General features: G+C 70.8%; 16 protein-coding genes. 9 read left to right on the plus strand and 7 right to left on the minus strand.

From position 1 onward, the window contains the following. Positions 1 to 2 precede the first annotated feature (2 nt). Positions 3 to 1,292: a glycosyl hydrolase gene (locus tag ACIGXX_RS25315; protein ID WP_399979026.1), complete on the minus strand. Its 1,290-nt coding sequence runs from the start codon at positions 1,290 to 1,292 to the stop codon at positions 3 to 5. Positions 1,293 to 1,422: 130 nt separating this feature from the next. Between ACIGXX_RS25315 and ACIGXX_RS25320 the strand changes: the two genes are divergently transcribed. Both ACIGXX_RS25320 and ACIGXX_RS25325 read left to right on the plus strand, forming a co-directional pair. Next, a complete protein-coding gene (locus ACIGXX_RS25320) occupies positions 1,423 to 2,754 on the plus strand; it encodes an ATP-grasp domain-containing protein (protein WP_366463373.1) in 1,332 nt (443 codons plus the stop codon). After that, the gene (locus ACIGXX_RS25325) at positions 2,754 to 4,058 is read left to right on the plus strand and encodes an NAD(P)-binding domain-containing protein (protein WP_399979030.1); all 1,305 of its coding nucleotides are present in this window, start codon (positions 2,754 to 2,756) and stop codon (positions 4,056 to 4,058) included. Before ACIGXX_RS25320 ends, ACIGXX_RS25325 begins: the two co-directional genes overlap by 1 nt. Before the next feature lie 209 nt (positions 4,059 to 4,267). Here the strand turns inward: ACIGXX_RS25325 and ACIGXX_RS25330 are convergent, their stop codons facing one another. The 3 genes from ACIGXX_RS25330 to ACIGXX_RS25340 form a co-directional block, all read right to left on the minus strand. Further along, entirely contained in the window at positions 4,268 to 5,179 is a 912-nt protein-coding gene (locus tag ACIGXX_RS25330; protein WP_399979033.1) for a chaplin family protein, read from the minus strand. A gap of 121 nt (positions 5,180 to 5,300) precedes the next feature. After that, on the minus strand, positions 5,301 to 5,558 hold the full coding sequence (locus ACIGXX_RS25335) for a chaplin (protein WP_383821045.1): 258 nt from the start codon (positions 5,556 to 5,558) through the stop codon (positions 5,301 to 5,303). 206 nt (positions 5,559 to 5,764) lie between these two features. Continuing rightward, complete coding sequence (locus tag ACIGXX_RS25340) at positions 5,765 to 6,175, minus strand: rodlin (RefSeq protein ID WP_351163332.1); 411 nt, start codon at positions 6,173 to 6,175, stop codon at positions 5,765 to 5,767. 206 nt (positions 6,176 to 6,381) lie between these two features. Between ACIGXX_RS25340 and ACIGXX_RS25345 the strand changes: the two genes are divergently transcribed. The 7 genes from ACIGXX_RS25345 (at position 6,382) to ACIGXX_RS25375 (ending at position 12,543) form a co-directional block, all read left to right on the plus strand. Further along, entirely contained in the window at positions 6,382 to 6,792 is a 411-nt protein-coding gene (locus tag ACIGXX_RS25345) for a rodlin (RefSeq protein ID WP_351163334.1), read from the plus strand. Positions 6,793 to 7,434: 642 nt separating this feature from the next. Beyond that, positions 7,435 to 8,325 (plus strand): LCP family protein, encoded by an 891-nt coding sequence (locus tag ACIGXX_RS25350; protein ID WP_399979038.1) that lies wholly within the window; start codon positions 7,435 to 7,437, stop codon positions 8,323 to 8,325. Positions 8,326 to 8,436: 111 nt separating this feature from the next. Then, positions 8,437 to 8,844, plus strand: a complete 408-nt coding sequence (locus ACIGXX_RS25355; protein WP_351163338.1) for a rodlin — start codon at positions 8,437 to 8,439, stop codon at positions 8,842 to 8,844. Between the two features lie 103 nt (positions 8,845 to 8,947). Then, positions 8,948 to 9,247 carry a trypco2 family protein gene (locus tag ACIGXX_RS25360; protein WP_351163340.1) on the plus strand — a complete coding sequence of 100 codons (300 nt, stop codon included), beginning with the start codon at positions 8,948 to 8,950 and terminating at the stop codon, positions 9,245 to 9,247. Positions 9,248 to 9,258: 11 nt separating this feature from the next. After that, on the plus strand, positions 9,259 to 10,341 hold the full coding sequence (locus ACIGXX_RS25365; protein ID WP_399979043.1) for a trypsin-like peptidase domain-containing protein: 1,083 nt from the start codon (positions 9,259 to 9,261) through the stop codon (positions 10,339 to 10,341). 103 nt (positions 10,342 to 10,444) lie between these two features. Next, a complete protein-coding gene (locus tag ACIGXX_RS25370; protein WP_351163344.1) occupies positions 10,445 to 10,630 on the plus strand; it encodes a hypothetical protein in 186 nt (61 codons plus the stop codon). A 53-nt stretch (positions 10,631 to 10,683) separates the two neighbouring features. Next, positions 10,684 to 12,543: an HEXXH motif domain-containing protein gene (locus ACIGXX_RS25375; RefSeq protein WP_399979046.1), complete on the plus strand. Its 1,860-nt coding sequence runs from the start codon at positions 10,684 to 10,686 to the stop codon at positions 12,541 to 12,543. A 33-nt stretch (positions 12,544 to 12,576) separates the two neighbouring features. Here ACIGXX_RS25375 and fxsT read toward each other — a convergent pair whose 3' ends face one another. From fxsT to ACIGXX_RS25390, 3 genes are all read right to left on the minus strand, one after another. Then, on the minus strand, positions 12,577 to 16,560 hold the full coding sequence (fxsT, locus tag ACIGXX_RS25380) for an FxSxx-COOH system tetratricopeptide repeat protein (protein ID WP_399979049.1): 3,984 nt from the start codon (positions 16,558 to 16,560) through the stop codon (positions 12,577 to 12,579). Between the two features lie 263 nt (positions 16,561 to 16,823). Next, a complete protein-coding gene (locus ACIGXX_RS25385; protein WP_351163352.1) occupies positions 16,824 to 18,275 on the minus strand; it encodes a hypothetical protein in 1,452 nt (483 codons plus the stop codon). A 316-nt stretch (positions 18,276 to 18,591) separates the two neighbouring features. Then, positions 18,592 to 19,698 (minus strand): threonine synthase, encoded by a 1,107-nt coding sequence (locus tag ACIGXX_RS25390; RefSeq protein WP_399979054.1) that lies wholly within the window; start codon positions 19,696 to 19,698, stop codon positions 18,592 to 18,594. Between the last annotated feature and the right edge of the window lie 243 nt (positions 19,699 to 19,941).

Genomic DNA, 19,941 nt, shown 5'->3' on the forward strand with positions numbered 1-19,941 from the left:
TTCTACGGCCGCTTGTACCAGTCCAGGCGCATGCACAGCTTGCCGCCAAGCCAGTGCTCGACCCAGTCGCCGAGGTTCAGCGGCGAACAGTTCGGCGGCGTCGTGGGCGTGGCCGGCTGCGTCGGCTCCGGGGCGGTCGGCTCGGTGTCCGTACGGCCGAAGAGCAGGGACCGGTAGGCCTTGGACGACTTGGGATTGTCGTCGCACTGCCACACGCCGTGCGGGCAGTAGTCGGTGACGGTGTTGTACAGCGGTTTGTGCTCGTCCATCCAGGCGAGCATTTTCCGCATGTATTCCTCGTTGTCCCCGTTGCGGAAGAGACCCCACTCCGGATAGGAGATCTCCTTGCCGTGGGACTTCGCGAATTCCACATGCTGCCTGAGGCCGTACGGTTCGCTGACCTGCTCGGCGAAATCAGTGCCCGTCGGCTGGTCGTACGAATCCATGCCGACGATGTCCACGACGTCGTCGCCCGGATAGCACTCGGTCCACGGAATGGCGTCCCGGCCCCTGTTCGGCGTGAAGTCGAACTTGAACTTCTGGCCCGGCACCGACCGCATCGTCGTGATGATGCGCTTCCAGTACTTCTTCCAGGCCTCCGGGTCGGGACCACAGCGATGGGTGTACGTAGTGCCGTTCATCTCCCACCCGAGCACCACCACGGTGTCGGGCACCTTGAGCTTCACGAGCCGTTCGGCGAGCACGCGGTAGTGCTGGTCGAAATCGCCCGCCGCGCCCCGGCGGAGCTGTGCGCGCACCTCCGCGTCGCCGACGCGGTCCTCGTTGCGCTCCAGCATGGGGACGTTGAGCACGAAGAGCCGGTCGTCCTTCTCGCGCCGCCACTCGGCCCAGCTCTCGAGGAAGTTCGGCGCCCCCTCGATATTGCTCCACAGGTCGCCCGGCAAGTAGGTGTGCCCCACGCGCAGCTCGGCGCCGCCCAGCCACTTGCTGAGCTCGGCGATGCGCTCCACGCCCTGGGGCCCGTAATTGAGGTAGGCGCCGAAGGCGGGCTTCTTGGGGGCCTGGCCCGTGCCCGTGCCCGTGGCGCTGGGCGTCGGGGAGGGGTCCGCGCCGGTCGGGACGGCAGGGGTCGCCGGGAGGGCCGCGGAGGGGGACGGGACGGGCACCGTCGTCGGCAGCCCGGGCAGGGCGGGCATCTGGACCGGTGGATCGGGGTCCTGTCCGGCTCCCCACGCATAGCCGGGTCCGACGGCGAGCGCTGCCGACACGACGATTCCGGTGGCGATGAATGCCAGCCGTCTACTGGTGGTCCGGCGTCTCTGCAAAGCCATGGCCGCTCCTCATGCTGCTCCTTCGTCCACTGACACTCAGTCATATGTATTTCTATTGCGCCAATCGAGCCCCTAATCCTTTGGGCGTGCCCATCGCCCGCATGGGGGATCGAATTGAGAGGATTTGGCCGTGCTAACTCTCGACACCCGGGTCCCCGCGGTTCTGCTGCGGATCGACCGGAATCCCTTTCATCACGGCACGCTCGGAGCTGTTCGGTCACTGGGCCGCGCGGGAGTGGAGGTACATGTGGCGGCCGCGGATTCCGCGGAGAGCCCGGTACGCAGATCCCGCTATCTGCACCAGACACACCCTCCGCCGCCGCCGGGAGCGTCTCTCCAGGAAATCGCCCTCGTACTGCGCCGCATTTCCCACCGGGTGGCTCGGCCGTCCGTGCTCATTCCGATGGACGACGCGGGCGCCCTGGCCATCGGTCGCCTGCAGAGAGAACTGGCCGACGTCTATCTCCTGCCGGACCAGGCGGTCGGACTCGCGGAACGGGTGGCCGACAAGGCGACGCTGGCCCAGGTGTGCGCCTCGGCCGGCATTCCCCACCCGGTGACGCTCCAGCCGGAATCCGCCGCACAAACAGCCTCCGCAGTACGCCAGTTGGGACTGCCCGTGGTGGCGAAGTGGAGCCGCCCGTGGCTGGTCCCGGCCGGAACCGACCTGCGCAGCACGGTCCTGGTGCGGTCGGCGAAAGAGGCCCAGGAGCTCTACCGGCGCAGCGACGAGGCGGGCAGCCGCCTCCTGCTCCAGGCCTTCCTGCCGGACGGCCCCGGGCGCGACTGGTTCGTGCACGGATACGTCGACCGTACGGGCGCCGTGCGCGGCGGCGGCTCCGGCCGCAAGCACCGCTCCTGGCCCCGCGGGGCGGGCCTGACGGCGGTCGGCGAGTGGACGCCCGACCCGGGCCTGCGGACCGGGGTGGAGAGGCTGGTCGACACGCTGGGCTACCGGGGCATCTTCGACCTCGACTTCCGGGTGGACTCCGCGACCGGCGAGCACTGCCTGCTCGACTTCAACCCCCGGCCCGGCGCCCAGTTCCGGCTGTTCGCCGACGGGGCCGACCTGGACGTGGTGCGCGCCCAGCACCTGGACATGACGCACCGCCCGCTGCCGGCCGCCGCCGTCCTCCCGGGCCGCGCGTTCGTCGTGGAGAACTACTCCCCGCTGGCCGCGCTGCGCGTCCTGCTGACGGCGGGGCCCGCCTCCACCGCGTCCCGGCGACGCGAGCTCGCCTGGCACGCCCAGGACGACATGGCTCCCGCGCTCGCCATGTGGGTGCTGTGGTGCCGGCACGTGACGCGCCGGCTGCTCGGCCGGATGCGGCGCACGGTCCGTCCCACCGGGCCACCGGGGGAGGAGGTGCGGGTGCGGATGGTGCGCCAGGCGGGCGCGCCGGAGGGCTCCGGACGCGCCGACGCCGCCCGTATCGACGACGAGAGAGCGAGCAGTTGCTGATGCATGACCTGTTGGTTGTCGGAGCCGGCCCCTACGGGCTCTCCATCGCCTCCCACGCGGCCGACGCCGGACTCGACGTACGTATCTTCGGCAGACCCATGGCGTCCTGGCGCGACCACATGCCGCGGGGCATGTTCCTGAAGTCGGAGCCCTGGGCGTCGAACCTCTCCGACCCACGGCGCCGCTACGGCCTGGCCGAGTACTGCGGGCGCAACGGGATGCGGGCCCGGCACGGCGAACCGATCTCCGTGGAGACCTTCGCCTCGTACGGACTGTGGTTCGCGCAGCACGCCGTGCCGGACGTCGACGAACGCATGGTGGCGTCGGTCAGCGCCTGCCCCGGCGGGTTCGAGGCGGTCACCGAGGACGGCCAGACCGTCCGCGGCCGCACGGTGGCCCTGGCCGTGGGGGTGATCCCCTTCGTCGAGATCCCCTCGGCGCTGCACGGCCTGGGCACCGAGCACGTCTCGCACAGCAGCCACCACCGGGACCTGGACCGCTTCCGCGGCAAGGACGTCACCGTGATCGGCGGCGGCCAGGCCGCCCTGGAGACCGCGGCGCTCCTCGCCGAACAGGGAACGCGCGTGCGGGTCCTGGCCCGGTCGCACCGGCTGAACTGGAACAGCACGCCTCCGGAGTGGAAACGCCCGTGGCGCGAGTCCGCCCGCGCTCCGCACAGCGGCCTGGGCTGCGGATGGCGCAACTGGTTCTACGCCGAGGTGCCGGGCGGCTTCCGGCGGCTCCCCGAGGCCACGCGCGCCCGCATCAGCGCGTCGGCGCTCGGCCCCGCCGGGGCCTGGTGGGTGCGCGACCGGGTCGAGTCACGCGTGGAGGTGCTGCTCGACCACGAGGTCGCCACGGCTTCGGTGGCGGGGGGCCGGGTGCGCCTGGAGACCGTGGGCAACGCGAGCGGCGGGCCGGACCTCGAGACGGACCACGTCATCGCGGCCACCGGCTTCCGGGCCACGAGCGCGCGCCTGGGCCTGCTGGCCCCGGACGTGCGCCGCGGCCTGGCGGTGAACGCCGCCCAAGAGCCGTACGCCTCCGTCGAGTTCGAGTCCTCGTACCCCGGTCTGTTCCTCGCGGGCCTGGTGACGGCGTCCAGCTTCGGCCCGGCCATGCGCTTCGTGCACGGGGCGTCCTTCACGGCACAGCGGCTGGTGCGGGGCGTTCGGCGGAGCCTGCGGCGGGGGCCCGTGGGCCCGGCCGTCCCGGCGCCGGTCGGTGAGCTCGGCCGCCGGGCGCCCCTGGGCGCCGTCAAGCGCCGGGCGGCGGCCCCGCCCGTCGGAGACTCGATCAGGTGATGCGGTCGGCGAACGGGTGAATCGGTTCTTCGCGGGCGGCCTTCAGGTGGTGGACTCTGTCGTCATGGGACGGGCCTGGTTGTCTTCCGCCAGCCGTCGGCGTCTTAGCCGTGGGTAGGCAACACCCCCTCGCGGGCCGGCCCCCCTCCCGTTCTGGCGGGGAAGAGACCTTCGGGTGTCTCTTCCCCGCCAGCGGCATGTCCGGGCGGCTAGCGGCCGGATGAGGCGAACCCGCGGCGGTAGAGGATTCCTCCGCCGATCAGCAGGGCGGCACTCGCCGCGGCGGCGGCCAGGAGGTCCTGGTCGCTACCGGTCTCGGCGAGCTGAGGGGCGGCGTGCCGCGCGGCGGGGGCCACCGACGGCATCTCCCGGTCGGTCGAGGACGCGACGTGCTGCGGCGGCACGGTGGGGCGCACCGGCGGCTGGGGGACGGCGCGGTCGACGGGCGGCTCACCGGCCTGCGGAGGCGTCTCGTGGGAGGGAGGCGTCTCGTGCTGCGGGGGCGTCTCCTGCCGCGGAGGCTTGGGCGCGGGCGCTCCGTTGGCGCAGGTGTTGCCGAACGCCGGGTTCAGCAGGGCGATCACGTCCACGGTGTTGCCGCAGGCGTTGACCGGGACGTCCGCGGGCGCCTGTGCGTTGTTGCCCGACAGGACACCGGGCGAGTTCGTGGCACTGCCCTGGGCCACCGACTGGGTGCCCGGGTACGTGTCCGGGTACGTGTCGGCGTGCTGCGGGCCCGGGCGCGTGTCCGCGTGCGACGCCGGGGGCGCGTGCGTGTCCGGGGCGTCGCCGTACCCGCCGTCCTCCCTGGGGGCCGCGTGCTTCGGCGGGGTCGCCCGGTGCGGCGCGCTCTTCGGCGGCGTCGCCCGGTGCGGCGCGCTCGCGTGGCCCTTCGAAGGGGCCTCGGAGTTCGCGCAGTTGTTGCCGAAGGCCGGGTTCAGTCCGGCGGCCGCGTCCACGGTGTTGCCGCAGGCGTTCACCGGCACGTCCAGGGGGGCCTGCACGCTGTTCCCCGACAAGATCCCGGGCGAGTCCGTCGCCACGGCGTCCGCGCCCGCGGCGAACGCGCTCGAGCCGCCGGACAGGGAGAGGATGCTGGTCGCGGCCGCGGTCGCGAGCATCCCTTTACCAATGACCTGTCGCATCTAGTTCGTCTTCTCTCTGAGCAAGTGGAAAGCCGGCCTTGGAGTCGAAGCGACAGTCCAAGGCCGGCCATGAATCAGCCTGGTGAGCTGGGTGCTATCAGACGTTGGCGCAGGTGTTGCCGAACGCCGGGTTCAGCAGGGCGATCACGTTCACGCTGTTGCCGCACAGGTTGACCGGAACGTGGACCGGAACCTGGACGACGTTGCCGGAGAGAACGCCCGGGGACCCGACGGCCGCACCCTCGGCGCCGGCGTCGGCGAACGCGGGGGCCGCCATGCTCATGGCCATCACGACACCAGCAATGATCGTTGCGCTCTTCTTGTGCTTCACAGATGTTCCCTTCTCTGTGGTCATGCCGATCTGGCAGTCGAAACCGAGCGAAACTCCATTTACGTCTCGCACCATGACCTGCAGTCTGCAAACGAGTTGAGGGGGCGGAAGAAACCGCTGGTTCCGCCCGTTCAGTAAATTCACCCGAATTACCGCATACAAAAACGAAGGAGCTCGGGCTGCCAGGCCTTGAAGAAGGCAGGCAGCCCGAGCGGCCTCACACCGGCAGATCAGCCGTTGAACTCACCGTTCCCGGACAGGACCGGGATGTCGTTCAGGATGTGCGACAGCGGCTCGTCGCCCTTCGCCTGCGTGGAGTTCTCGGTGCACTGCTGGTTCTGAGGCGCCGACAGGATCGGGATGTCCTGGACTCCGACGTTCACGAGCGCGACGAGCGACTGGAGGTTCGCCTTGGCCGGGAGGCCGATGCAGGGCTTGTTCAGCGAACCCTGGACGAGGGAGAGCTGGGGGCTCATGTCGCCGTGCGTCGAGGAGTTGCCGTACGCCTGCTTGGCGCCGTTGCCGCTCAGGGAGGTCGTGCCGTGGTCGTCACCGATGGCCAGTGCCGACGGGGCCGCGGCAGCGGACATACCGACGACGGAAACGGCAACTGCCGCCGTGGCCATAGCCTTCTTCATCATTTTGTCTGTTCCTTTTCTGGCAGAAGCTCGAGTCACTGCGCGCTGCCCAACCGGTCCGCAGGAGTTTGAGTTTCGGGGCTTCACTCGGTTGGGGTCCGTACCCGCCCCGTATTGGGCCAATGGAGTGAACCGGAGCAACTAAGGGTGGTGCGTTGCGTTAATCAGCACGCTCCGGCGAACGGGGTTTCTCCAGAAGGGAATTAGTTGTGATCAAGAAGGGTATGGCTGCAGCCGCGGTTGCCGTCTCCGTCGTCGGCATGTCCGCCGCCGCAGCTCCGTCCGCGCTGGCCATCGGCGACGACCACGGCACCACGTCGCTCAGCGGCAACGGCGCCCAGCAGGCCTACGGCAACTCCGCCACGTACGGCAACATGAGCCCGCAGATGGCGCTGATCCAGGGTTCGCTGAACAAGCCCTGCATCGGTCTCCCGGCCAAGGCGAACCTCCAGTCGCTCGTCGGGCTCGTGAACGTCGGAGTCCAGGACATCCCGATCCTGTCGGCCCCGCAGAACCAGCAGTGCACGGAGAACTCCACGCAGGCGAAGGGCGACGAGCCGCTGTCGCACATCCTCTCCGACATCCCGGTCCTGTCGGGCAACGGAGCCGGCAACGGCTGATCTCCCCACGCATCGCACAGCGGGCCGCCGTCCACCGGCGGCCCGCTGTCGTGTTCAACTCCGCCCGGGTTTCAGCCCCGTGGCCAGGGATCGCGTGACATGAGAGCCTGCCACTCCTGATCGGGGCGGCCAGGAACGGTCTTTCCCTGCCTTTCCCAAGAATCCTGCAACGAACTGTAGATGGGATCCTCGACGCGGCGTTCCGGAGAAGTTCTGCTCACGGGGATGAGGCCCTGACGCTTCCACTGCTGCTTGAAGTCAGCCATATTCCCTCGCCTTCGACGGCGTGTGTCGAGCGATCTGTTCCAGACGCGGGATCAGGCGAAACCGAACGCTTAGGGCGAACGAGTTGTTGTTCGTGCGCGCCGCGAACTCCCACGCCATGGAGTGCCGTCGAGCGGTTTACCGTTTCTTCGTCCCGGTACCCCCGCAGCGGAGATCAGCTTGCTCACTCACCTCTACTCACCGACCGGATCCCGGCGGGCACGACGGCTGCGCCTCGCCATTCCGGCGGTCCTGCTGATCGCCGCCGCCGCTGCGACGGGGAATGCCACCGCGCTGCCTCTTCCTGTCCAACGTGTCGATGTCTTCGGTGACATGAGGAATCGACCGAACGAGGGAAACGGTACGAATATCCTCCTGATGGGGACGGACGGCCGCGACACCATCACGCGCAAGGAGAAGCGGGATTTCCACGCGGGCGGAGTCGCCTGCAACTGCACGGACACGCTCATGCTGGTCCATGTCTCCGAGGCCCGGGACCGCGTCAGCGTCGTCAGCCTTCCCCGCGATTCCTACGCCGACATTCCGGCGCACCGTGACGAGGCCACGGGAGAAGAGCGCCCGGCCCACCCCGGGAAGATCAACGGGGCTTATGCGGAAGGCGGTCCCGCGCTGTCCGTGCGGACGGTCGAGGCGATGACCGGCGTCCGCGTGGACCGGTACTTGCAGCTCGACTTCCGCCGTTTCATGGACAGCGTCGAGACGGTCGGCGGCGTGCGGGTCTGCACGCCCCGCGCCCTCAAGGACAGGACGACGAAGCTCGACCTCGCCCCCGGCAGCCATCTGCTCAACGGCGGCCGGTCCCTGCAGTACGTGCGCTCCCGCCACGTGGACATGAGCGCCGACTTCGGGCGGATCCAGCGCCAGCAGCGCTTCCTGATCGCCGCGATGAGCAGCGTACGTACGGAGAACGTGCTGGCCGACCCGGTCAGGGCGGCGCGGCTGAGCCGGTCGCTGGCGGGCTCCGCGAAGGTCGACCGGGGGTTCAGCACCCGGCAGATCCTGACGCTCGCGGCCGATCTGGGCAGGCTCCCGGCGTCGTCCACGGAGTTCACCACGGTGCCGATCAGCGGCTTCAGTACGGCCCTGAACGGCGCGCTGGAGTGGGACAGGGCCAAGGCCGACAAGGTCTTCCGCGCCCTCAAGAAGGATCGGGCCCTGACGCCCGTCAACTCGCAGGCCAGGCTGAGCGATCCGCCGCGTTTCGGCAGCCCGGCGACCGTCCGGGGCGACACCTTGGAGTGCCGTTGACGGCCGTCTGATTACTAGGCCAGCCGGGGCAAAGGCCGAAACCATCGACCGATCAGGCAGTTCATCATCGCGCGGCTCTGCCAACGGAGCCCGCTCTTGAAGGGAATCAAAATGAAGAAGCTCCTGGCATCCGCGGCCATTGCCGCCTCCGTCGCCGGTATCTCGGCGGGCATGGCCCCCCAGGCCATGGCGATCGGTGACGACTCGGGCACCACGTCCCTGAGCGGCAACGGAGCCGAGACGGCGTTCGGCAACTCCGCGACCAAGGGCAACCAGAGCCCCCAGCTCACGCTGGTCCAGGGTTCGCTGAACAAGCCCTGTGTCGGTCTGCCGGTCAAGGCGAACCTCCAGTCGCTCGTCGCGCTCGTGAACGTCGGTGTCCAGGACATCCCGGTCCTGTCGGCGCCTCAGAACCAGCAGTGCACCGAGAACTCCACGCAGGCGAAGGGCGACGAGCCGCTGTCGCACATCCTCTCCGACATCCCGGTCCTGTCGGGCAACGGCGCCGGCAACGGCTGAGAACCTGCCAGGGGCCGGCCGTAGTCGTGCCGGCCGGCCCCTGCGGGTTTCCCCGTGTCGCCCCCACCGTGTGGAGGTGACACGCCGGGGGTAGGGGCTCGGCGTGATTGAACTCGCCGAGATGATCGCGCAGTTACGTGGGGAACTCGCCGCCGCCATGGCCGCGGCGGACGACGAGGAGCTGCGCTTCGAGCTGGGCCCCGTACAGCTGGAGGCGGAGTTCGCCGTCCAGCGGTCGGGCACCGCGGACGGCAGGATCCGCTTCTGGGTCGTCGAGGCAGGCGCCTCCGGCCAGCAGACGAACAGCACCACCCATCGCGTCACCCTCAGCCTGGAACCCCGCGTGCGCGGCACCGATCAGCGGCCCTGGGTCCGCGGTGACCAGACCGCACGCGAGCGCTGAGCCCGGCCCTCATGTCGGTTCCAGGGGGTCTTGAGGCGTCGCGGGTCGCCGAGGTGCTGGTGGAGACGGAGGGCCGCGAGCCCGGCCGGCGCGGGTCCGGATACCGCGTGGGGGACAGGACCGTGCTGACGGCCGCGCATGTGGTCACCGGTCCCGTGGCATCGGTGCGGGTGCGCTTCGACGCCGATCTGTCGGGGGAGTGGAGCGCCGACGTACGCGTCGTGCTGCTCGCCGAGGCCGCGGATGTCGCGCTCCTCGAGATCATGACGACGGAGACCATGACGACGCCGCCCGGCGCCGGGAGCGTCGGGAGTCCTCGCTACGCGGCCGTGCCCGAGACCGATGTGGTGCTGCCCGTCAGCGCGATGGGCTTTCCCCGTTTCAAGCTGCGGGACGACGGCATGCGGCTTCTCGACGACGGCGCTCCCAGTCAGTACCGCGACTCCTGCCATGCCTCGGGGACCGTCTCCGTGCTGTCCAACCGCCGCGAGGGCACACTCGAACTGGCCGTTCTCGCACCGCGCGCGGACCCCGAACCCGGGCGTTCCCCCTGGGAGGGAATGTCCGGCGCGGTGGTCTGGTCCGGCGGCGCGGTGATCGGTGTGATCAGTGCCCACCACCGCTCGGACGGGCTGGGGCGGCTCGCGGCCAGCAGGGTGGAGCACTGGTACGACGTGCTCTCGTCGGCCGCGCTGGAACAGCTCCACCGGGAGGCCGGTCTGCCCGTGCGTGGAGGGCTGGCTTCCGCGGCGGGTCCGCAGGGTGCGACGGTCCCCGCGAGCCTGGCCGATCTCCCCTCTGACCTGCCCTTGCGTGAACTCGTGGGACTGGTCGACGCATTGGTGGAGATCCCCTCGCTGGGGGACGCGAACGGCCTGGGTCTGGTGCTCTCCAGCATCGACGCGGAGATCGCCGCGAACCGGCCGCGGGACTCCCGGCTCAGGATGGACATCTACGGCATCGTGCGCACCTGTCTGCGCTACCGGGGCACACTCGATCAGCTCCTGGAGACCGTCCGTCTCCTGGAGGGGCGGTCGGTGGAAGTAGCACGCGTCGACCGTGAAGCAGCTCAACTGGCCAAGCGTTACTGCTGACTTGATGTCGGGCACGGCTCGGATGCGGGGTTTCGCAGCGTGCCGTGCTGGGTCATCATGAGGGGGAAAGGGACTGCGCATGCACGGAATCGCGGGAGGGGACTTGGCAGCCGTGGAGCAATCGATGCCTGCCGTCGAGTCCGATCTCGTAGATCTCTCGGGGGTTTCTCTTGAAGCGCTGCTTTCCATGGACGGCAGTGCCATCGCCGGGTCGCTGGAGCCCCTGCTGCGCCACATCGACGACGCCCGCGCCGTCACGATGTCGTACAGCCCCTCCCGTTTCGACTGACACGGTGGGAGCGGCCGGGACGGCCGCGGCCGTGTGCGCGCCGTGGAGCACCCATGGCGGATAGCCGCGGGGCAGCGAACGGCCTGACGTTCCACCGGCTTTCGGCGCCCAGCGTCCTCGCGCTCGCGCGGGGCGAGGGCGGCAGAGCGGCCGTGGAGGAGCTCCTCACCGCAGAGCGCAGCCGGCGCCTGCTGCTCCTGCGGGCCCTTGCCGACGGCCTGAGCGGGGGCGACCCGGCGCAGCCCGCGGGGACGGACCCCATGTCGCACGGAGCGGCCTGGTCGTTGCTCGGACGCGCCCAGCGGGAGGCGCCGCAGGCCTTCGAGGACATCCTGATGTGCCCGCACACCGGCATGTGGCTGTCGCTCGCCCTGCGCAGGATGCGGGGCGCGACGGCCTACGAGGACGCACCCCTGTGGGTGGTCGTGGGGCACCTGTCGGCGCTGGCCGCCGCGGCGGCCGCCCGCGCGGGCCTCGACTTCACCCTCACCGTTCCGGTCCGCCACGGCCGGGTGCCGCTGCCCACCCTGGGCTGCGCGGTGCTCGCGGAGGCGACGGAGCCGTGGGGCACGGCGCAGGTTCAGGCGCGGGACGGACTGCTGCGGATCACCGGCGGCCGGGAGACGGTGACGGCAGGCCCCCCGTGGTCGCGGGCCGCGCCGGGCTGGCACGCGGTGCGCCGCCTCGAACTGGACGGCACGGGATCGGGGAAGTTCCTGGTGCTCGACGAGTTGGACCCCTACCGCACCTTCCCGCACCCGAGCCCGCCCCGCCTGCTGTCCGCCGCCGAGGCGCGCACCTGGCAGGACCTCATCAGCCACGCGTGGGAGATCCTGCGGCGCGACGAGCCGGAGAGCGCGGAGGCGATGCGTGTCGGGCTGATGTCGCTGGCCCCCACGCCGGCCAGGGAAAGGTATCGGCCACACAGCGTCACGGCCGGGGACGCGTTCGGCGGCGTCATGGCGTCGCGGCCCGACGACGTGGCGCAGCTCGCGGCCACGCTGGTGCACGAGTTCCAGCACACCAAGCTGGGCGGTCTGATCCATCTGGGGCCGCTGAGCGCGCCACCGGCCCCGAAGGGGGCCCGCGAGCAGCTGTTCTACGCTCCCTGGCGGGACGATCCGCGGCCGCTGAGCGGGCTGCTCCAAGGGATCTACGCCTTCGCGGGCGTCGCCCGGTTCTGGTGCGTCCACCGGCATGCGGCCGATGCCGCGCAGGCTCCGATGGCGCACTTCGAGTTCGCGCTGTGGCGCGCCCAGGTGTCGTCCACCGTGGAGCTCGTCCACCGCCACGAACACCTGACCGCCCTGGGGCGGCGGCTCCTCGGCGCGCTGCGCGGGCGATGCCTCCAGTGGATGGCCGAGCCGGTGCTGCCCCCCGAGCTCGCGCTGGCCCAGGAGGCGGCGGACGACCACCGCGCCCGCTGGCGCGCGCACCATCTGCGGCCGCCCGCGGCAGCCGTGGAGGACGCCGTCTGGGCCTGGCGGCGTGGCGCGGACCGGCCTCCCGCCGCGCTCGCCGTGCGGCCCAAGCTGGTCCCGGACGCCGAGACCCGCTACCTCGACACCGCGGCCGTCCTGGCCCGCTACCGCCTCGGTGACCCCGCGGCCGACCCGAGCGCGGTCGAGGGTGCCTGCGCAGCCGACCTCCTCCTGGCGCGGGGCGACCTGCCGGGCGCGCGCGAGGCCTTCCTCGCCCAACTCGGCGGGAAGCAGCCGCCGTCCGCCGCCTGGGCGGGGCTGGGGCGGGCCATCGCGGATACGCCGGAGCTCCGGGACGCGTCCCGTCTCCTGCGCCACTTCCCGGAACGGGCCTGCGCCGTGCAGAGCGCGCTGGAGCACGTCACGGGGCAGGGGGCCGACCCGGTCGAGCTGGCCCGCTGGCTGGGGCGGGGCGAGGCGCAGGAGAGCTAGCGGGGCGAGGGCGCGGGCCCCCGCCCCTGCGGCCTACAGCGGCACGGGGTCGATGTCGCAGTTGGCCCGCTGTCCCGCCTTGGCCTGGACGGTGGCCGGGTGCGGAGCCGCGGTCGCCGTGCGGAGCCGGGGCTCGTCGAGCACGCGCTCCATCCGCGCCAGTGTGTCGGCCCGCAACGTATTGCCGTCGGCCTCCTCGCCCAGGGCGATGAGGTCAGCCGCCAGGTTGATGGCGCAGGCCAGCGTGGTGGGATGGTCCTCGCCGAGCGTGAACCGGCAGCGCTCCAGGGTCTCCTGGCCGAGCACGCGGGCCGCCGCCTCGTCGCCGAGCGCGGCGAGATCGCTGGCCAGGTTGATGGCACAGGCCAGGGCGATGGGGTGCCCCGGGCCGAGCCGCTCGGTCAGGGAGGAGAGCGCCGCCTCGTCGAGCCGGCGCGCCTCGTCGGGCTGCCCGAGGAGCCGCAGCGTCACCGCGAGGTCGATGTCGGCGGCCAGCACGTGCGGATGGCTGGGGTCGAAGATGTCGCGGTAGACCCGGCAGGCCTTGACGCCCCGCTCGCGCGCCGCGTCGAGGTCGCCGTTCTCGCGCAGCGCGATGGAGAGCGTCAGGGCCGCGGAGAGCGACTGGGGGCGGGTGTCGCCGTAGCGGCGCGTGAAGCGGGCGCTGGCGTCGGTGGCCAGCTCCAGGGACTTGGCGTGGTCGCCCTCCTTGCGGCAGGCCTCGCTGAGTTGGCGCATCGTCTCGATCGTGGCGGGGTTGCCGCGGCCGAAGACCTCGCGGTAGGCGTTCAGGACGGCTTCCTGCCGGGCGCGTGCGCCTACGTAGTCGCCGGTCTCGCGCATGTCGATGGCGACGTTGAGTTCGGTGTGCAGCGTCTGCTGATGGTCCTGTCCGAGCACCCGCAGCTTCAATGTGAGGGTCTGCTGGTCCAGTTCGAACGCCTGGCGGTAGTCCCCCATCAGACGCAGGCTCACCGCGAGGTTGTGCGCGGTGTTCAGGGTGGTCGGGTCCTCTTCGCCGAAGGCCCTGCGCGCCCGCTCGTACACCGTGGCGTCCAGCTGGGCGCCGAGGGCGAAGTCGCCCTCGACGCGGCGCACGGCCGCTTCGAGGTTGATCGCGTCCAGGGCGTCCTCGCGCGCGTCCTCACGGTCGGTCGGGGCCGTGCGCTCGTAGATCTCCCTGATCTGGGCCACCAGCGCCGCGGCCTCGCGGTGGCGGCCGACGCTCCAGTAGAAGAAGGCCAGCTTCTGCCCCATGATGAGCGTCATCTGGTCTTCCTCGCCGAAGACCTCCCGCCAGGTCGCCCAGGCCCGCTCGGAGAAGTCGAGCGCCACGTCGTGGTCGCCCCAGTGGTAGAGGTACAGGGCGACGTTCAGGACGAGCTGGCGCACCCAGGGCTGGTCCGACTTGACCGCCTCGGACGCGATGACGTGGCTGTACAGCTCCGCGTACCGGGGCCAGTTGGCGGGCGACACCGGAGATTTGGGGTCGGCGGCGGCCAGCAGGGTGTGGGCGCCGTGACGCATGCGGACCTGTTCCTCGGGGGTCATGCGGTTGTTCAGGACGAGCTGGACGAGGCGGTGCATCTCGATGGAGTTCGTACGGTGGTCGATGCGGGCCAGGGAGTAGCGGTTGACCTCCCTTATGGCGCGCGCGAGCCGCATCGGGTCGTTCAGCGTCGCGTCCAGCTCGGGGAAGATGCTGCTGTTCCCGAGGCCGGAGAAGATGGACCGCGAGATCGGGTCCGGCGCGAAGTACGAGCAGAGCTGGAGCAGGCGCAGGGCCGAGGGGCTGCGGGTCTCCAGGTGGTCCAGGGAGACGTTCCACGCCGCCGCGACCGGCAGTTGGTAGTCCGGGGGCGGAGACGTCTCCAGGAGCTCGGTGCGCTTGTTCTCGAAGAGGCGCAGATACTCGGACGCCGGCATGCCCGTCTCGGCGCGCCACGCGGCGGCCTGCTCCAGGGCCAGCGGCAGGTCTCCCAGGGCTTCCGCCAGGCGGTCGGCCTCGTCCTCCTGGAGGGGCGGCCCGGAGTGGCGCAGCAGTTCCTTGCTCTCCTCGCGGGTGAAGACGTCCACCTCGAGCGAGCCGCCGACCAGGCCCCAGCGCCGGTTGCGGGAGGTGACCAGGATCGTGCCGTTGCCCCCGGTGGGGAAGTAGTGGCGTACCTGCTCGGGGTTGTCGGCGTTGTCGAAGATCAGCAGCCAGCGCGAGAAGGGGCGGCCCTCGCGCAGCGCCTCGCGCACCGCGGGACCCGCGATGTTCGCCTCGGTGCTGGTCTCCAGGCCCAGGCGCCCGGCCAGTTCCACCAGGGCCTGGCCGATCTGACCGGGCCGCTCGGAGGGAATCCACCAGACGATGTCGTACTCGCCCTGGTGCCGGTACGCGTACTCGATGGCCAGCTGGGTCTTGCCCACGCCGCCCATGCCGTGGATCGCCTCGGGCAGGACCGTGGTCGTGCCCTCCCGCAAGCGCTCGCCGAGCAGTTCGAGTAGCTCTGTGCGGCCGGTGAAATTGGGGTTCCTCGGCGGCAGGTTTCCCCAGACGCGCGGCTGTGAAGTGCGGTCCCCCTCCACCGTTTGCTGGGGCGTAGTCGACATCGCCGATGCTCCTTCAGGATCGGGCCGAGAGACAGAGGTTCCTCCGCTTTTCTCCAGGCTGACTGCGTACCGACGATCGTGCCAGCCAAGTACCCCTGCCAGCAGGGCGGCGCGCTGCATGAATCGTCCGGAGAGTGCTCTCAGCGCGGCGAGTTCCACGCGGAGGAAGCCGATGTTGCGGCTGTTCACCCGGGGCATGGCCAGGGTGTCGAGGGGTTCGGCGGGGGAGGGGAGCAGCGAGGCGGTCTCCGTGCCGTCACCCGCCAGCAGTGCGCGCACGTCGTGCAGTATCCGGGCCGTGTCGCTGCGGCGGCCGAGCGCCAGCAGCTCCTCGCGGATGTCGGGGGCGAAGGAGAACGCCACGTCCGTGATGTCGTCGCCCTGTTCCCCACTGGGCCGGACGAGGCCGCTCATCAGGAGCTCCGAGGCGTGCGCGGGGCCCGCTCCCGGTGTGGTCTCCAGGACCTTGCGGATGAGGGGGATGCTCAAGGGGACGGCGGATAAGCGTGTGGCCAGGGTGAAAGCCGTGGGCGAGGCTCCGGCGCGGAAGTCCGACACGCGCTCGGACGCGGGCACCGTGCTGCGCGGGTCCGGGACGTCGTCCGTCCAGGGCAGGGCGCGGGCGGCGTCGGGCCTGCGCTTCCACTCGCGCGCCCGGACCGCCGACATCTCGAGCCACTGTGCCTCGGGGTCCGTGACGAGCCGGGTCCAGGCCTCGGCCCAGCGGTTGGTCAGGGCCAGGACGGGCACGAGGACCGTGTCCCCCTCGACCTCCGGTTCGTCCGGGTCGCGCGACTCGATGGGGGCCTCGCGCAGCTCCCAGTCGAGGTCGGCGTTGGCCGCCCAGGCGCGGGGGGCGCGCAGCCGCACCCGGCAGACGTCGAGACCCGTGCGGAACCACAACTGCTGGGGGAGCACGTGCACCACGGCGACCGGGCAGTTGCGCCCCCAGGCACGCAGCAGGGGCATGACCGCGCCCGAGCGCCAGCCGGCCGCCAGGCCGTCGGTGAGCACGAGGACCACGCGGCGCGTGTCCCCGCCGGCCCCGGTGTCGGCGAGTTTCTCCTGCGGCTTCAGGCGGGTGGGGTCGGTCTCGTCGGTCCGGCGCAGGCGCACCACGCGCACGCGGGTGAAGTCGCCTTCGCGGTTCAGCTCGTCGACCAGGTCGTCGACCGCCTGTTCCCAGACCTTCATCGTCACGTGACCGTCGATGACGAGGACCGCTTCGGCGCGCTCCTGTCGGCCCGACCGGCCTGGCCGCGCACGGCCGAGTCGGCCGAGAACGGACGCGGCCTCACGACGTGCCCGCGTTGCCGGTCCCTGCCGCTGTCCTCCGTCGTCATGCATATGCGCCCTCAAGGCGTCGTGGCGGCCAGGACAGTTGTGCGGAGTCCCGCAGAGCGCGGGCGTGCGTGACATCCACAAGCGCAGCGTGACAGTGCGCCCGCACTGCAAGCAAGGGGGTACGGCGGCATGGGCCGGGGCGCACGGAAAACGTGCTAGAAGTCACGCGTCCGGCGGCGGAAGCCGTGCCTCCGGCGGAGAACGTCAAGCTCCCCGCGGGGCGCTGCGTGCGCCCTGCGGGAGACGGCCGTACGGCAGTGGAGGCCGGCGCGTTCACGGCGCGGCACCCCCTCTCGCCGTGTGCGGGAGGTTCACGGACATGTGGCCGGCGGGCCCGGTCAAGTCGTCACCGCCGCACGGTCGGGGCCGGGCGGCCCGGGTCTGCGTTCCGGATCGTCGAGCAGGATCGCCAGATGGCGCCCCACGTGGTTGTCCCAGCCCTCGGGTCCCAGCGCCAGGGCTTCCTTGCGCCAATTTCCGGCGCGCGACACCAGACTGGACAGGCCCCTGTCCTGGACCATCTCGGCGACCGCTTCCTTGAACGCCGGGTCCCCGCAGTCGCCCCGGTGCCAGATCATCGCGGGCACCCCCGCCCGCAGGCCCGCCATGAACTCCTGGTGACTCGCCGCCGAGTCGGTGCCCGGGGGCTGGCTCAGCACCAGACAGACCGCGTGGTCGTCCTCCTTCAGCTCGCGCTCCAGGTGGAAGTGCGACTGGCCGGGACGGTTGAAGTACGAATGGCTGTCGGCGGGCTGCTCCTTGAGCTGACGCCACTTCTTGTGCCAGGGCCGGTGCCAGGCGGCCTTGCGCAGGCGCTCGAAACTGCGGATCAGGACGGAGTAGTCCATCACCAGAGGCGTCGGTGCGGAGGACGAGGACTCCTTGTGCCACCACTCCACCGGTTCCCCGAGCAATTCCCACGGGAGGATGAATTCCAGGACGACCGGCTGTCTCAGGTCCGCCCACCGCTCCTCGGTCTGCTCGATGAGGACCTCGACCTCGGCGGGCAGGTCGTCGCGGTGCAGGTGCAGGGTCTCGCCCGGTACGGGATGCCAGCCCTCGGCGTCCGACTGGCGCCAGTGCGAGAGGAAATAGCGGTCGGGATCCACTCCGTCGGGCTCGAACTGGATCATCAGATAAGCGGGCACCATGGGCGGCGGCGCCTGCAGCGCGATACCGCTGCGCTGCCAGTCGGTCATCTTCTCCTCGAGCCCCCACGTCCTGGCCTGCTGACGGTTCCAGCGACGCAGTTCCTCCGCTGCCTCCATCTGTCCGTCCTCCACGAGCCGATCGGCGGCCAGGGCCAGGAACGCCATGCTCACGGGGAGTTCCTTCGCGGCGGAGTTGCCGCCGGCCAGTCGTAGAAAGACTGCCCATCCCGAGTCGCACCACGCGGGCAACTCCTGGGTGCGTGAACGGCTGGCCCGCCGGGCGAGCGTGGCGAGTTCGGCCGATGAGCGCATGTCCCGCAGGACGGGCTGCAAGGGGTGCAGGTCGGCGCCGTCGAAGAAGTCCACGGCCTCCCATTCGTCCACCAGGCGCAGCAGCGACAGAATGGCGGAAGACTGCTGCTCCAGATACTTCAGGCAGCGCACCAGACACGGCAGCCCGTCGGGGACCTCCGCGCAGCGCTCCACCAGGTTCAGCAGCCAGGGCCGCAGTGCCGCGTTGCGCAAGGGCTCCAGGGGGGATTCCAGCTCGTCGCTCAGCATGCGCACCCATAGATCGGCGCTGTTCTCCTGTCGTACCGTGCTCGATTCCTGCAGTACGTCGACGATGTCGGCGACCAATTCGTTGCGAACCCTTGCCGGGCTGCGCCCTTCCACCCCCGTGACCTCCCGATCGCCACCAGCAGTCAGCAGTCAGCACTCATGTATCGATGGTGCGGCACCGTCATATCGATGGTGGCGACAAGCGTACGGCCCCTGTCCGACTCAGGGCAGGCCTCCGGCCATGAGCAGGACACAGCCGTGACCATCGGTCGTTGGATGCCAACTTCCTTGCGTCAACGATCAGTTCGTTCGAATTGGGGCCTTCTTCGCCGCACCCGCCGTGAGTGTTACGTAGCGGACGGGTGTCGGGTTCGGTGGGTGCCGTGGGCGGTTTTCAAGCGCTCGCGAGTCCTGATTTCAAACCCGCCCCGCACAGGGGAACCACCGCCGTGCGTTCGCCGAGCGCGCCGTCCCGTACGGCGGCCCAGCACGCGACGCCGGTCGCCTCCACGTACAAGCCGCGCCCCGCCAGATCCAGTTGGGCGTGCCGGATCTGGTCCTCCGTGACCGTGAGGAAGCCGCCGCCCGAGCCGCGCACCGCCCGCAGGATCTGCCGTGCGCGAGGCGGCCGGGGGATCGCGATGCCCTCCGCGAGGGTGGGTGCCGCCGGGGTGGTGCCCAGGGGCTCGTCGGCGCCCGTGCGCCACGCCTCGGCCAGCGGGGCGACCGCCGCTGCCTGCACGGCGTACAGCGCGGGCGCCTTCGCGATCAGGCCCGCCGCGTGCAGCTCCCGTACCGCGAGGGCCGCGCCGAGCAGCAGGGTGCCGTTGCCCACGGGCACGACGAGCGCGTCCGGCAGGCGCCCGCCCAGGTCCTCCCACAGCTCGTGGACGTACGTCTTGGTGCCCTGGAGGAAGTAGGGGTTGTGGACGTGCGAGGCGTAGAAGACGCCGGGTTCGTCGGCCGCCTTCCGTGCCGTCTGCGCCGTCTGCTCGCGGCCGCCCGGGACGACTTCGAGCCGTGCGCCGTGCGCGCCGATCTGCTCCAGCTTCTTGGCCGACGTGCCCTCGGGGACGTACACCGTGCAGGGCAGTCGGGCCCGCGCGCAGTACGCGGCGATCGCCGTGCCGGCGTTGCCGCTGCTGTCGGCGATCACCCGCTCCGGGGCCAGCCGCTGCGCGAGCGCGGCGAGCATGACCGCGCCGCGGTCCTTGAAGGAGAGCGTCGGCATCAGGAAGTCGAGCTTGGCCGAGATCGCGCCATCCAGCGGCACGAGCGGAGTGCGGCCCTCGCCGAGCGAGAACGCGGGGACGGGCAGCGGCAGGGACTCCGCGTACCGCCACAGTGAATTGACCCTTCCGTTCAGGGATTTCAGCGCTGCGGGATTGGGGGAGAAGTCCAGGTCGAGCGGGCCGCGGCAGACGGGGCAGCACCAGGCGAGGGTGCCCGCGGGGACCCGCGTTCCGTCGGTGGGGCAGAAACAATCCGGCAATGCTGTCATGCGGGCAGGCTAGTTCGGCCGGTTGGGACCGGTGTGTCATGGCGGGTGCGTGGCGGTCGTGTTACGTCCGGTCCTGGCTCTTGTGGGATTCCTATGGATCCGCCAATCTTTCGTCCCGACGAGGGCAAGAGTGGGCGGGGTTCTTGACATGTCCCTGCCTTTTGCCTCCGTGCGTGTGGGCACCACCAGCGCCACCAGTACCTCTGGCACTTCTGGCACCATCCCCCACCAGCGCACCACCTA

The sequence above is a fragment of the Streptomyces sp. NPDC055243 genome (assembly GCF_044544025.1).
Lineage (GTDB): Bacteria > Actinomycetota > Actinomycetes > Streptomycetales > Streptomycetaceae > Streptomyces.